Source organism: Ruminococcus sp. 8Y-12, assembly GCF_058119865.1.
Genome location: NZ_CM176623.1, coordinates 3,660,480 through 3,674,224, shown reverse-complemented (window position 1 = coordinate 3,674,224; position 13,745 = coordinate 3,660,480). Strand labels below are relative to the sequence as shown.

At 49.0% G+C, this 13,745-nt stretch carries 14 protein-coding genes; all 14 read left to right on the top strand.

Annotated features, from left to right (window positions below):
- The first annotated feature begins 9 nt into the window (after window positions 1-9).
- The 14 genes from yqfD to AC0THY_RS14495 all read left to right on the top strand — a co-directional run bounded on the left by yqfD (window position 10) and on the right by AC0THY_RS14495 (window position 13,617).
- Window positions 10-1,212: a sporulation protein YqfD gene (gene yqfD / locus AC0THY_RS14560; RefSeq protein ID WP_489991326.1), complete on the top strand. Its 1,203-nt coding sequence runs from the start codon at window positions 10-12 to the stop codon at window positions 1,210-1,212.
- Complete coding sequence (locus tag AC0THY_RS14555) at window positions 1,209-2,201, top strand: PhoH family protein (protein ID WP_489991325.1); 993 nt, start codon at window positions 1,209-1,211, stop codon at window positions 2,199-2,201. The genes yqfD and AC0THY_RS14555 overlap by 4 nt, the downstream gene beginning before the upstream one ends.
- A complete protein-coding gene (ybeY, locus tag AC0THY_RS14550; RefSeq protein WP_489991324.1) occupies window positions 2,198-2,695 on the top strand; it encodes an rRNA maturation RNase YbeY in 498 nt (165 codons plus the stop codon). Before AC0THY_RS14555 ends, ybeY begins: the two co-directional genes overlap by 4 nt.
- A gap of 15 nt (window positions 2,696-2,710) precedes the next feature.
- Window positions 2,711-3,826 carry a DUF3048 domain-containing protein gene (locus AC0THY_RS14545; RefSeq protein ID WP_489991323.1) on the top strand — a complete coding sequence of 372 codons (1,116 nt, stop codon included), beginning with the start codon at window positions 2,711-2,713 and terminating at the stop codon, window positions 3,824-3,826.
- A 31-nt stretch (window positions 3,827-3,857) separates the two neighbouring features.
- A complete protein-coding gene (locus AC0THY_RS14540) occupies window positions 3,858-5,504 on the top strand; it encodes a putative polysaccharide biosynthesis protein (RefSeq protein ID WP_489991322.1) in 1,647 nt (548 codons plus the stop codon).
- Between the two features lie 103 nt (window positions 5,505-5,607).
- Complete coding sequence (locus AC0THY_RS14535) at window positions 5,608-5,961, top strand: hypothetical protein (protein WP_489991321.1); 354 nt, start codon at window positions 5,608-5,610, stop codon at window positions 5,959-5,961.
- A 132-nt stretch (window positions 5,962-6,093) separates the two neighbouring features.
- Window positions 6,094-6,939, top strand: a complete 846-nt coding sequence (gene proB, locus AC0THY_RS14530; RefSeq protein WP_489991320.1) for a glutamate 5-kinase — start codon at window positions 6,094-6,096, stop codon at window positions 6,937-6,939.
- Between the two features lie 10 nt (window positions 6,940-6,949).
- A complete protein-coding gene (locus tag AC0THY_RS14525; protein ID WP_489991319.1) occupies window positions 6,950-7,168 on the top strand; it encodes a DUF896 domain-containing protein in 219 nt (72 codons plus the stop codon).
- On the top strand, window positions 7,149-7,700 hold the full coding sequence (locus tag AC0THY_RS14520) for a 5-formyltetrahydrofolate cyclo-ligase (protein ID WP_489991318.1): 552 nt from the start codon (window positions 7,149-7,151) through the stop codon (window positions 7,698-7,700). Before AC0THY_RS14525 ends, AC0THY_RS14520 begins: the two co-directional genes overlap by 20 nt.
- A gap of 21 nt (window positions 7,701-7,721) precedes the next feature.
- Entirely contained in the window at window positions 7,722-8,969 is a 1,248-nt protein-coding gene (locus AC0THY_RS14515) for a glutamate-5-semialdehyde dehydrogenase (RefSeq protein WP_489991317.1), read from the top strand.
- Window positions 8,970-9,026: 57 nt separating this feature from the next.
- A complete protein-coding gene (locus AC0THY_RS14510) occupies window positions 9,027-9,920 on the top strand; it encodes a M14 family zinc carboxypeptidase (RefSeq protein ID WP_489991316.1) in 894 nt (297 codons plus the stop codon).
- Window positions 9,921-10,030: 110 nt separating this feature from the next.
- The gene (locus AC0THY_RS14505; protein ID WP_489991315.1) at window positions 10,031-10,762 is read left to right on the top strand and encodes a hypothetical protein; all 732 of its coding nucleotides are present in this window, start codon (window positions 10,031-10,033) and stop codon (window positions 10,760-10,762) included.
- Between the two features lie 9 nt (window positions 10,763-10,771).
- Window positions 10,772-12,460 carry a VWA domain-containing protein gene (locus tag AC0THY_RS14500; protein WP_489991314.1) on the top strand — a complete coding sequence of 563 codons (1,689 nt, stop codon included), beginning with the start codon at window positions 10,772-10,774 and terminating at the stop codon, window positions 12,458-12,460.
- A gap of 14 nt (window positions 12,461-12,474) precedes the next feature.
- Window positions 12,475-13,617: a toxic anion resistance protein gene (locus AC0THY_RS14495; RefSeq protein WP_489991313.1), complete on the top strand. Its 1,143-nt coding sequence runs from the start codon at window positions 12,475-12,477 to the stop codon at window positions 13,615-13,617.
- The last annotated feature ends 128 nt before the right edge of the window (window positions 13,618-13,745 follow it).

The following is a 13,745-nucleotide window of genomic DNA, read 5'->3' as shown; positions in this document are numbered from 1 at the left end:
GGTGTCTGTTTGGTAAAACAACTTCTTCAGTATTCAAAGGGTTATGTGCGCATACGCGTGACGGGCAGCTCTTACGAACGCTTTTTAAACATGTGCGCCAGGCACAATATTGTTCTGTGGGATCTGCTTCCGGAAAAAAATGGCTATGAGATGAACCTGTCCATCCAGGGGTTTAAGATGCTTAGGCCTCTGGCGAAAAAAAGCGGCACGAAGATCCGTATTATTGACAAGTACGGTCTTCCGTTTTTTTTGTACGGGCACAGAAAAAGAAAAATGCTCTTTGGCGGGATACTATTTGGAATCCTGCTGATGGTTTTTCTCTCCGGTTTTATCTGGGATATACATATAGAGGGAAATCTGACACAGACAAATGACGTGATCTTTGACTTTTTAAGGGAGGCCCAGGTTACACACGGGGTGCCAAAATCCAAGATTGACTGCAAAGCGCTTGCTGCGGACCTGCGGAAGGCTTTTGACAACTTTATCTGGGTATCTGTCAAGATACAGGGCACCAGGCTGCTGATTGATGTGAAGGAGAACACGGACCTTACCCTGGATGAGAAGATAGATTACGGCCCCAGTGACCTGGTTTCCAATGTAAATGGGACAATTACGAAAATCATTACACGTTCCGGTATTCCCCAGGTAAAAGAGGGAGATACTGTAAAAAAGGGAGATCCTCTGGTAATTGGTCAGTTGGAGATCATAGACGACAGTGGAGAAGTGGCCAGCTATCAGTATTGTGCTGCGGACGCAGATATCTATGTGCAGACCAGGTACCGCTATAAGCATGTGTTTCCTATGAAATATCAGGAAAAGCAGTACAGCGGGCAGAAAAAGCTGGGTTATTATCTGGAGATCTTCGGAAAGACTTTTTCCTTTGCCAGAAAGCATATCCCCTATGACGCCTATGACGTGGTACGCCAGGAGCATCCGCTAAAGCTCACCGAAAATTTTTACCTGCCGATTTCCTGGGGGAAAATTGAGAACCGGGAGTACGAAAACATTGAGAAAATATACACAAAAGAGGAGGCTGCACAAAAAGCCCAGGAGAATTTGGATAAATTTCTTCAAAAAATACAAGAAAAAGGGGTTCAAATATTTGAAAATAATGTTAAAATAGAAACAGACGGAAAAAATTGCAGAGCGGTTGGGGATATCATCGTAATCGAAAAGGCCGGAAAACGAGTGGAAAGGACTATAGGCGAATGAGCATCATTGAGACGATTACATCGGTGCCGGTGGAACACGAAAAAAATGTCTTTGGACAATTTGATGAAAATATAAAGAAGATTGAGAAGACATTAAATGTAACATTGATAGCGAGAAACGGAGAACTGAAGATTATTGGCAGTGAAGCGGCGGCGAACAAGGCGAAGAGCGTGTTCATGCAGTTGGTGGAGCTGTCGAAAAGGGGAAATATCATCAATGCACAGAATGTGGATTATGCCATTTCCCTTTCCTTTGAGGATAAAGAGGCGTCCATTGTGGAGATCGACAAAGAGTGCATCTGCCACACAATCAACGGGAAGCCGATTAAGCCCAAGACGCTTGGGCAGAAGCAGTATGTGGACGCCATTCGGGAGCGGATGATTGTGTTCGGTATCGGCCCGGCGGGAACCGGGAAGACCTACCTGGCCATGGCCATGGCTATCCAGGCGTTTAAAACAGACCAGGTCAGCCGCATTATCCTGACCAGACCGGCCATTGAGGCGGGAGAAAAATTAGGGTTTCTGCCGGGAGACCTGCAGAGTAAGGTGGACCCTTACCTCAGGCCTCTTTATGATGCCCTTTATCAGATTATGGGGCCTGAAAGTTTCCAAAAGAATATGGAGAAGGGATTGATTGAGGTCGCTCCCCTTGCGTACATGAGGGGAAGGACCTTGGACAATGCCTTTATTATTCTGGATGAAGCCCAGAATACTACTCCAGCGCAGATGAAAATGTTTCTCACGCGCATTGGTTTTGGGTCAAAAGTGATTATAACCGGCGACCTGACACAGAAGGATCTTCCGGCATCGGCCAAATCCGGACTGGAGATCGCAGTTCGTGTTCTGAAAAGAGTGGATGAAGTGGCGTTCTGTAACCTTACCAGCAAGGATGTAGTCCGCCATCCCCTGGTTCAGAAGATCGTGAAGGCCTATGAGGAATTCGAGAAAAAGGCAGAAAAGCCGGAACGGCCCAGAAGGAGGAAACCATGACGCTGAACTTTGAAGATGAATATCCGCTGGAACTCCCCTTTAAGTCAAAGGAAGTGGCGGAACGTGTGGCAAAACACAGCCTGGAGTACGAGAACTGTCCCTATGAGGCGGAGGTAAATCTGCTGCTCACCTCCGATGAGGAGATGCGGCGTATGAATTCCCAGTTCCGTCAAATAGACAGGGCCACAGATGTGCTCTCTTTCCCTCTGATTCATTACCGGGTTCCGGCCGATTTTTCGGAGGCGGAGGAGAATGAGGCGGACTGCTTTCACCCTGAGACCGGTGAACTGATGCTGGGGGATATTGTAATATCCAAGGATAAGGTGCTGGAACAGGCCAAAGCATATGGCCATTCGCCCCAGAGGGAGTTTGCCTTTTTGGTGGCACACAGTATGCTGCACCTAATGGGCTATGACCATGTGAAGCCGGAGGAAGCACAGCAGATGGAGCGCAGACAGGCTGAGATTTTAGAGCAGCTGGAAATAAAAAGATAAAGAGAGAGGAAAAACATGAAGAGATTAAAGATTGCGATACTGATGATAGCAGTGACAGCCATGCTGGCGGGATGTAAAAAAGAGGCTGAGACAGAGGCTGTCACCCCTGCAGCAACAGAGGCTCAGACAGAGCCCCAGACTGTGACTGCAGTGGAACCGGCAACGGAAGAAGCCCAGGAAGCCGGTGTGGGAAGCGACCGGAGTTTTCTCACCGGAGAGGCGGTGGGGGAGGAGCTGCACAATAGACGGCCATTTGCAGTGATGATGAACAATATCATCAACGCTTGCCCTCAGGCTGGTATTGAGGAGGCGGGAGTAGTCTATGAAGCTCCTGTGGAAGGCGCTCTCACACGGCTGATGGCCCTGTTTGACAGTGTGGAGGGAATGGAGAAGATCGGATCTGTGCGCAGCTGCCGTACCTATTACCCCATGTATGCCATGGAGTTTGACGCCATCTACACGCATTACGGACAGGCTGTCTATGCGGTGGAGCTGTTGAACTCTGATAAAGTGAACAATATCAGCGGCCTGGAATCCCAGGAGGGAGCGGGAAGGATCTATGGATATGCAGGGGAGGATATTTTCTACCGCACATCAGACAGGCCGGCTCCTCACAACTGCTATACAAGCGGTTCCAAGTTGGATGATGCCTGTAATAAACTGGGATACCGCAGAACCCATGAGGACGGATTTGAGGGCAAGTTTAAGTTTACCTCCGACGGGGATACGGTTTCCTTAGCAGAGGGAAAGGCGGAAAAGATTTACCCGGGATACCAGGTAAACAAACCCTGGTTTGAGTTTCGGGATGGAAAATATTACCGTTACCAGTACGGGGATGCCCAGATCGACCAGCTCACCGGAGATCAGCTGGCTTACACAAACATTATTTTTCAGATCTCTGAGTGGGAAAACTATGATGACCACGGTTATCTGAATATCAATACCATGTCCGGAGGAGATGCGTATTATTTTACCAACGGCACCTATGAAAAATGTACCTGGAAGCGTGAGAGCGAGGATTCTCCGGCCAGATACTATGATGCCAGCGGAAATGAGATTGTATTAAATCAGGGAAAAACTTGGGTATGTATTATTCAGGATACTTATGAGGAAGATATCGTTATTGAATAGTCCATGATACCCGGAATGAATGAGGTATATTGTGGGAAACAAGAGCAAAAAAAACAATTATTTAGTGCAGGGGACGATCCTGGTAATTGCGTCTTTTATTGCCCGAGTTATCGGTATGCTTTACCGCATCCCTCTGACCAATATTTTGGGGGATCAGGGAAACGCATACTACTCTACTGCAAATGAGATCTATTCAATTATATTGATGGTATCCTCTTTCAGTCTTCCGCTGGCGGTATCGAAGCTGGTCTCGGAGAGACTGCATATAGGGCAGAAGAAGAATGCCCATAAGGTATTTATCTGTGCGATCAAGTTTGGCGTCGTTGTCGGCGGAGCTATGTCTCTTTTAACTTTTCTCCTGGCTGGAGTTATTACCAAGGGAATGAAGTTTGAGATGGCTTCCTATGCACTGCGCGTTCTGTCGCCGGCCATCTTTATCTTTGCAGTTGTGGGAGTGTTCCGGGGATTCTTCCAGGGACATGAGACTATGGTACCCACAGCAGTGTCTCAGGTCATCGAACAGGTGGTAAATGCAGTGGTGTCCCTGGTGTGCGCAGGGATGCTGCTCAGCTATGGAACCCAACTGGCCAAGGAGAAGGGAAATGAGTCTTTAGGACCTGCACTTGGCGCAGCGGGGGGAACTCTGGGTACGGTGGTGAGCGTCACGGTGGCGCTGCTGTTTGTTATGTTCATCTACTGGACATACCGCGCAACCTTCCGGCGGCAGATGCGACGGGATCAGACAAAACGCCTGGAATCTGACAGGACCATCTACCGGGCACTGATACTGACGATACTTCCTATTGTGCTCAGCACAGTGGTATACAATATCAGTACAATCATTGACCAGGGGATCTTCAGCACCATATTGTCCGGCCAGGGCTTTTCGGAGCAGGAGTACAGTACCATCTGGGGTGTCTTCGTGGGCAAATTCAAGGTGCTGATGAATGTGCCCCTGTCCATCGCCTCCTGCCTGGCTCCCTCTGTGGTGCCCAGCCTGACGGCCTCTATGGCTGACGGGGATATGCGGGGGGCAGGAATCAAGGTGAGGGATTCTATTCGCTACACAATGGTCTTTACCATACCCTGCGCTGTGGGTCTGGCAGCTTTGGCATCTCCGATCATGCAGCTGATTTTTGGTGATGCACAGCAGTTGACGGCAGGCATTATGCAATCAGGCGCCCTGATGATCGTACTGTTTGCACTGTCCACGCTGACCACCGGGATATTGCAGGGGCTTGGCGAGATGAAAGCACCTTTGATAAACTCTGCCATCGCACTGGGGCTGCATCTCATCGTGCTGATTCTGATGCTGAGCCAGTTTAAGCTGAACATATACGGTGTGGTTTACGCAAACATATTTTTTGCATTGGTCATCTGCCTGCTGAATGCATGGGTGATTAGAAAGAAGCTGCACTACAGGCAGGAATTGAAACGCACCTTTATCATTCCGGTCCTGACCTCCGGGGTTATGGGGCTGGCTGCGTACGGTGTTTACCGTCTTTTCCACCTATTCGCCGGGAATGCCGTCTCCACACTGGTGGCTGTGCTGACTGGCGTGGTTGTCTATGCAGTGGTGCTGGTGAAACTGCGCGGTATTACGGAGCGGGAAATCTATGGTCTTCCCAAAGGAGGGCTGATCGTGGCAGTGCTGAGAAAGTGCAGGATTTTATCTTGAAAGAAGACAACGCCTTCGCCGCAAATACGCCAGGGCGTATTTGAAAAAAAGTGAATAAAAAATAGAGAATATACCGATACTGTATCTAAAAGGAGTGATGATCGTGACCAAAAGATACGGCATCGGTATATTGGCGTGTACGGTGATGATGTGTGCAGCGTACTGGGCCAGCTACCAATTTATGATCGAGGAACCAAAGGCACAGGTGGAACAGAGCACAGAACAGATTCAGACAAAGACAGTTTCAGGCAGTCAGGATGAGAGGGTTTATCAGTATTATCTGGTGGAGGAGAACGGGTATGTGAGTGTGTATTTAGACGACAAAGTGACACTCTACGAAACCACCTCTATTTCCGTCAAACAGCTGCCAGAGAGGCTCCAGGAGGAGATAGAGAGGGGAAAAGGGCTTGCGGATGACCATGAGCTCTATAATTTTCTGGAAAACTACAGCAGCTAGTATGAAGCAATCATCCTGCGTCAATGTATCGGAAACTTAGTATTCGCTGTACTAGTACAGGGAAAAAAAGGTTAGACGATTTCCGTAAAATGGTGTAAGATAGAAATCGAACATGCATATACGGAGGAAGCTATGAATTTAAGGGATAGACTGAAGGATAAAAAAAGGATTGTTATCAAGATAGGCTCCTCCTCACTGATCCATGAGGAGACCGGGGCCTTAAATCTGACAAAGCTGGAGATATTGGTGCGGGAGGTGAGCGACATCCGCAATATGGGGAAAGAAGTGATTGTGGTGTCTTCCGGTGCGATTGCCGTGGGCAGGAAGGCGGCAATGCTTGCAGAGCGTCCTGTCCGTATTGAGGAAAAGCAGGCCTGTGCAGCGATTGGGCAGGCAAGGCTGATGATGATCTATCAGAAGCTGTTTATGGAGTACAATCAACTGGCTGCCCAGATTTTGATGACCAAAAATACTGTGCTGGACAACTTAAACAGGCACAATACTCTGAACACCTTCCATGAGCTGCTGCGCATGGGTGCGATTCCCATTGTCAATGAGAACGATACCATTGCCACCTATGAGATTCACTTTGGGGACAATGACACCTTGTCCGCCATTGTGGCTGCCTTGGTGGAAGCGGATCTGCTGATTCTGCTCTCAGACATTGACGGGCTGTACACAGATGATCCGAACCAAAACCCAAATGCTAAGTTTATCGACGTGGTGGAGGAACTGGATGAGAAACTGCTGGGCATGGGAAAAGACAGCTCGGGGAGCAATGTGGGAACCGGAGGGATGGCCTCCAAGTTGGAGGCAGCCAAGCTGGCTGGAGCAGCCGGTGTGGACATGGTCATCGCCAACGGCGAGGATTTCCACGTCATACATAAGATCATGCAGGGAAGAGATCACGGGACCCTGTTTGTGAGCAATCCCAGGAGGGAATTTTATCTGATAGACTATCTGGAGAATATGTTATAAGGAGCGGGAAATGAACGAGGATAAACTGAAGAGAATCAACGAGCTGGCCAGAAAGTCCAAAGCGGAGGGCCTGACCGAGGCTGAGAGAGCGGAGCAGGCAGACCTGCGCAGAGAGTATATTGAAGCGGTGCGTATGAATCTGCGGGGACAGCTGAACAATATCGATATCCGTGAAAACGACGGAAGCATAACAAATCTAGGTGAAAAATATGGAAAAAAAGGCCATTAGAGAACAAATCTTTGCAGCCAGAAAGAAGATGAGCGAGTCTGAACGTCTGCACAACAGCAGTTTGATCTGTAAAAGAATCATGGAGGACGAGACGTTCGCAATGGCCGCCTGTGTCTATGCATATATGGACTGCAAAGGCGAAGTGGGAATGGAACCGCTTCTTAGAGCCTGCTGGGAAACTGGGAAGCCCATAGCTGTGCCAAAGGTTTTTGGAAAGGAACTGCGTTTCTTTTATATCAATTCCTATGAAGACCTTGCATCAGGTTATTTTCACATACCGGAACCTATAGAGGGCCTTTTGGAGGCCAAAGAGGAGCGGGCATTGATGATTGTACCAGGAGTGGCCTTTGATCTTGACCGGCACCGGTGCGGCTACGGCGGGGGCTTTTACGACCGCTATCTGGAGATACATAGGGAACATAGGACCATCTCACCTGCATTTGAATTTCAGATTGTGGAGAGAGTTCCTGCTGAAACGTACGACATTTTTCCGCAGATGATCATCACAGAAAAGAGAGTAATCAGCCAGTAAAAGGGAAAAGGAGGAGATGCTATGCTGACATTGACTGAGATTGGAGAGAGGGCAAGACAGGTGGAACCGGCACTGAGAAATATGGGTGTTGAACAGAAAAACAGAGGACTGGAGCGAGCTGCCAAACTTCTGGTGGAAAAGGGCCGCGATATTCTGAAAGCGAATGCGGCGGATATTGAGACGGCTAAGGCCAACCACATGAATCCGGGCCTGGTAGACCGTTTGCTTTTGAGTGAAGCGCGCATTGAGGGAATGGCTGAGGGGCTTACTCAACTGGCTGCCCTGGATGACCCCGTAGGGGAAGTGATATCCATGAAAAAACGCCCCAACGGACTGTTGATCGGGCAGAAGAGAGTGCCCTTAGGCGTGGTGGGTATCATCTATGAGGCCCGCCCAAATGTGACAGCAGATGCCTTTGGTCTCTGCTTTAAGACCGGAAACGCTGTCATCTTAAAAGGCGGCAGTGATGCCATCCACTCCAACAGGGCGGTTGTAGAGGTGATCAGGGAGGCACTGGTTTCTGAGGGCATACCGGGAGACGCCATCCAGCTGATCGAGAGCACAGATCGGGAGACCACCACTGCCTTTATGAAGATGAACGACTATGTGGATGTACTGATCCCCAGGGGCGGGGCAGGGCTGATCAAAGCGGTGGTGAACAACAGCACCATACCTGTGATTGAGACCGGGACCGGAAACTGTCATATCTATGTGGATGCCTCTGCTAACCTGGATATGGCCGTGGACATCATCTTCAACGCCAAGACCCAGAGAATCGGTGTGTGCAATGCCTGTGAGTCCCTGGTGGTACATAGCGAGATCGCACAGCGCCTGCTTCCGGCTATGAAAAAGCGCCTGGATGAAAAACAGGTGGAGCTCAGAGGGGACGGACCGGCCAGAAAGATTCTGCCAGATATCCCGGAGGCCTCGGATGAGGACTGGGGAAGAGAGTATCTGGATTACATTCTCTCTATCAAAACAGTGTACTCCCTGGATGAGGCGGTCGCGCATATTAACCGTTATAATACCGGACACTCTGAGACAATCGTTACGGAGAGCTACACAAATGCCCAGAGATTTCTGGATGAGGTGGATGCTGCGGCAGTGTATGTAAACGCCTCTACCCGTTTTACGGATGGATTTGAGTTTGGGTTTGGAGCTGAAATCGGGATCAGTACCCAGAAGCTTCACGCAAGAGGGCCTATGGGACTCACAGCACTGACTACAACAAAATACATTATCTACGGAAACGGGCAGATACGCTCATAAACAGAAGAACCCCTCCATAAGATTAGAAGAAAGCTAATCGGATGGAGGGGACTTTTTATGATTGAATTGGGGCATATGTATACTTATGAGGAACTGGTGAAACGGATGGAGGAACTGGCGGGGAAGTACCCTGAGTATTTAAGCCTGCAATGTGCAGGCATCAGCCACGATGAGCGGGAGATTCCCGGACTGGTTCTTGGAAGTTCAGAGAAGTGCCTGATTTTGAGCGGGGGTATTCACGGGAGAGAGAGTATCAATCCGGTTCTGCTTCTGCGCATGGCTGAAGACTACTGCGAAAGACGGAAAAAGGCAGGGGAGCAGGATGAGGCGGCCAGGATTTTGAACAAGTACAGTATTTATTTTCTTCCTGTTGCCAATCCCGACGGGTATGAGATTGCGCTCTGGGGTTTTGAGTCAATCCGCAACCCGGTTCTGCGCCACACTATGAGAATGAAGGAAATCCCCCATGAGACCTGGAAATACAATGCAAGGGGAATTGATATCAACCGGAACTTTCCATGCAGATCCTACACCTCCAGAGGAAATATGAGGGAATCTGCCAGCGAAAATGAGACTAAGGCATTGATTGATATATTTGCAGGAAATCCAGACTCAGTAGGCTACATTGATTTTCACTCCAGGGGCAGGATTATCTACTATTACCGGAGTGCGATGCCGTTCTTCTATAATCGCAGAGGCAAACATATGGCCAAAAAATTTCAACAGATCTCAAACTACGCCATTGGGAAAAAGCGGGAGGAGGCAGCATCTGTGCTGGATGGGGGGAATTCCGTAAACTATTATTCCGAAAATTATGAAAAACTGGCCATTACTGTGGAGACCGTGGAGGATTGTGCAGACTTTCCTCTGGATGTTGGGTATTATGAGAAGACCTATCAGGAGGTGAGTGAAATTCCACTCAGCTTTTTGATGGAGTATGACCGGAGATAGAAATGTACGCAGAAGTGTGTAACAATAAAGCATGTATATTGCAATTGACGTAAAATCAAAAGAATGTTATTCTAAATAGTAACAAAATACGTGAGACAAGGAGCAGAGTTGTGAAAAAGTACATTGTACTGATTGCGAAAAATTTAGGAATTGCAGTTGCAGCGGTTGTTCTCTATTCTCCGGGGCTTCTGGCTTTACGCATTACGGACTACAATATATTCCGGGCAGTGATGTCCGTGACAGCAGGCGTTGCGCTGGTGCTGGCATTGGTGCTTGTCAATTACCGGGCCCTGGCGCAGCCGAAGCACGCGCATGTGGATGTCCTGGAGGTAAAGGGGATTTCCGGCGCCGGGGAGATTCTGAAAGAATATCAGGATGAAAAGTTTTTTGGGAACACTGCAAGGACGGCTATGGAGCAGCTGGAGCGCACAAAGCGTTCCAGGAAACGGCTGGAGGATATGCTGGAACGGAAATTTACCAGGGGAAGCTTAAGCTGGGAAAAGTTTAGCGGAATTACCAGAAGCGCGGAGGTTTCCATTGTAAAAAATGTGGTGCTCATGGCCAACCGCATGTCGATTTTTGATGAGAAGGAATATGAGCGCCTCCTCCACTACAAAGAAGACGACATCCCGGATGACATTCAGGTTGAACAGTTGAAGCTTTACGAGAAAAATTTGAGTAATATCAAAGATTCCGTTGCCCTGAATGAGAAAATTCTTCTGAAGCTGGACACTCTTGCCATGGAATTGTCGGAGCTGGAGGACAGCGCAGTTCAGAGCGCGAACACGGAGACCCTGGAGGAAATAGAGAAACTGGTGAGCCAGACAAAATACTATCAATAGGAGGAGCTTATGAAGAAGAAAAATACGATCATTATTGTAGCTGTTATCTTAGTGGCAGTGTTTGCAGTTACCTTTGCCGGCATTTACATGACCAGGAATCTGGGAAAATCAAAGCGGGTGATCTCTGAGGAGTCCGCTAAGGGGAGGCTGGAAAAGATGGTAAAGGAGATCAGTCCGGACACCGCCCAGCCTGTAAAGTCACCCATAGAATACGATCTGGAGGAGGATGCGGCCAGTGAGCTGCCGGAGATCGATACCTGTGAGGTGACTGCGGAAAGCACAACGCCGCTGTATGCGGAGATCTATTCCTCCCCCGAAAAGGCTGGAACCGGGACCGATGGCTGGCTCTGTGAGATGGCAAACCAGTTCAACAGCCAGGGGTACAAGGTGGACGGGCAGCCGGTATCTGTAAAGGTCCGCAAAGTGAACAGTGGGCAGGCTCTGGACTATATCTCCACGGGTAAGGCGGTTCCGGATGGATTTGCTCCCTCAAATATGCTGTGGGTGGAGATGCTTCGGGCCAACAATGTGAACATAGAGGTTCTGTCTGAAAGCCTTACCGGAAACGTGGCAGGCATTCTGCTTACGGATGAGACCTATAAAAAGATGACGGAAAAGTACGGTACCGTTGACTTAAAGGCAATCACAGAAGCCACAGCGGCCGGTGAATTTGCCATGGGGTATACCAATCCCTTTGCCAGCAGCGCGGGAATGAATTTTCTGATCTGTACCCTGGAGCGGTATGATTCCGCCAATCCTCTCTCCGACACCGCAGTAGCAGGATTTAGGAATTTTCAGCAGAATGTGCCCTTTGTGGCCCTGACTACCATGCAGATGAGGGAAGCCGCGGAAAACGGGTCCCTGGATGGGTTTATACTGGAATATCAGTCTTACAAAAATGATCCTGCTCTCTCAAGGGAATACAAGTTTACGCCCTTCGGCTACCGGCATGACAATCCTCTGGTAAGTCTTGGCACAACCAGTGATGAGAAAAAACAGATTTTGGAGAAGTTCGCAGAGTTCTGCAGCAGTGAGGAGGCACAGAAAAGCGCTACGGAATATGGGTTTAACGGTATGAATGACTATGTGTGTGAGTATGCGGATATCTCAGGAGACATTCTGACAGACGCCCAGAAGCTGTACAAAAAGAATAAGGATAACGGAAAGCCAGTGGTGTGTATTTTTGTGACAGATGTGTCAGGCAGTATGGAGGGTGAGCCAATCCATGCGCTGCAGAATTCACTGATCAACAGTATGAAATACATAAACGCAGACAATTACATTGGCATGGTCAGCTACTCTTCCTATGTGACCATTGAGCTACCTGTAGGTAAATTTGACCTGAACCAGCAGTCCCTCTTTAAGGGCGCAGTGGAGAATCTGAGCGCATCCGGAGGCACAGCCACTTTTGACGCGATCTGTGTAGCCATGAACATGATACAGGAGGCCCAGGCGCAGACCCCGGACGCAAAGCCCATGCTTTTTGTGCTCAGTGATGGGGATACAAATGAGGGGTATACCCTGAATGAAATCCGGGAGGTGATCACCGGGCTGAAAATCCCCATTTACACCATAGGTTACAACGCCAATCTGGATGCATTAAAGGAGATCAGTTCTGTGAATGAGGCTGCCAGCATTGATGCCTCCACAGATGATGTTGTGTATCAACTTAAAAATTTGTTTAATGCAAACATGTAACATAAGGAGGGCTTATGAGCGGATTTTCATTGGATTTACCAAAGACAGAAGAAATAAAAAAAGAGGTGGAAAAAGAACTGGCTCCCACACCGGAGGAGGTGCAGGGAATACAGACAGCTGTGCGTGAGAAGGGAGATCAGATCATGCAGATTGATCTGGATTCCCTTACAGAAAGGAGAGAGTTTGTACAGGCTATTGAAACTTTTGGAGCGGCTACCATACAAAAGTCTCAGTCAAAAAACAGCATTCTCCAGACACGGATGGGTGATTTTTCAAAAGCGGGCGGTGAGTCCGGGGATGTGGCCAGGGGACTGGAGGAGCTTTCCATCAAGATGCGGGATCTGGACCCCTCTGGTCTGGACTTTACAAAGACAGGCCTGCTGGGAAAGGTGTTTAACCCTGTGAGGCGGTACTTTGAGCGTTATAAGACAGCAGACGAGGAAATTGCGGGAATCATCAAGTCCCTGGACAAGGGAAAAGCGGTTCTGAAAAACGACAATGTGACTCTGGAGATCGAACAGGCAACTATGCGCGAGGTCACCAAAGAGATGATGCAGAAGATTGAGCTGGGAACCCAGCTGGATACCTACCTGTCCAATGAGGTGGAAAATGCCAAAGTCTCAGGACAAGACCCGGAGAAGATTAAATTTGTGCAGGAGGAGATCCTCTTTCCGCTCCGCCAGAGGATTATGGATTTTCAGCAGCTGCTGGCAGTCAATCAGCAGGGAATCATCGCTATGGAGATCATTCGCAAAAACAATCTGGAGCTGATCCGGGGGGTGGACCGGGCAGAGACTGTCACTGTCTCAGCTCTGCGTGTGGCGGTCACTGTAGCCGGTGCCCTCTACCACCAAAAGATTGTTCTGGACAAGATCAATATGCTCAATGAGGCCACCAACCAGATGATTGCCTCCACTTCCAGGATGCTCAAGGAGCAGGGTGTGGCCGTTCACGAACAGGCCTCGGAGTCCAATATCTCCATTGAAACCTTAAGACAGGCCTTCACAGATACCATCTCTGCTTTGGATGACATCAGTGCCTACAAGGAAAAAGCCCTGCCCCAGCTAAAGCAGAACATCCAGGATTTCCGCATTCTGGCAGAGGAGGGAGAACAGCAGCTTCAGAAAATGGAAAAAAGAAAAGTGATGGAGCAATAGATACAGGCTGCCGGTACTTTGATGTACCGACGTAACAGTTAAAACAGGTTTGGTCCCAGGCTGAGGTGGGCGCGGACGCTTCCACCGGCGCAGGGCAATGCTTCGCGGACGCGTGCAACATTCCGATG

What these genes read in the sequence shown, in the direction of transcription:
- AC0THY_RS14555 (WP_489991325.1), top strand. Translation starts at nt 1,209, where the DNA reads ATGAGCATCATTGAGACGATTACATCGGTGCCGGTGGAACACGAAAAA.
- ybeY (WP_489991324.1), top strand. Translation starts at nt 2,198, where the DNA reads ATGACGCTGAACTTTGAAGATGAATATCCGCTGGAACTCCCCTTTAAG.
- AC0THY_RS14545 (WP_489991323.1), top strand. Translation starts at nt 2,711, where the DNA reads ATGAAGAGATTAAAGATTGCGATACTGATGATAGCAGTGACAGCCATG.
- proB (WP_489991320.1), top strand. Translation starts at nt 6,094, where the DNA reads ATGAATTTAAGGGATAGACTGAAGGATAAAAAAAGGATTGTTATCAAG.
- AC0THY_RS14525 (WP_489991319.1), top strand. Translation starts at nt 6,950, where the DNA reads ATGAACGAGGATAAACTGAAGAGAATCAACGAGCTGGCCAGAAAGTCC.
- AC0THY_RS14520 (WP_489991318.1), top strand. Translation starts at nt 7,149, where the DNA reads ATGGAAAAAAAGGCCATTAGAGAACAAATCTTTGCAGCCAGAAAGAAG.
- AC0THY_RS14515 (WP_489991317.1), top strand. Translation starts at nt 7,722, where the DNA reads ATGCTGACATTGACTGAGATTGGAGAGAGGGCAAGACAGGTGGAACCG.
- AC0THY_RS14510 (WP_489991316.1), top strand. Translation starts at nt 9,027, where the DNA reads ATGATTGAATTGGGGCATATGTATACTTATGAGGAACTGGTGAAACGG.
- AC0THY_RS14500 (WP_489991314.1), top strand. Translation starts at nt 10,772, where the DNA reads ATGAAGAAGAAAAATACGATCATTATTGTAGCTGTTATCTTAGTGGCA.
- AC0THY_RS14495 (WP_489991313.1), top strand. Translation starts at nt 12,475, where the DNA reads ATGAGCGGATTTTCATTGGATTTACCAAAGACAGAAGAAATAAAAAAA.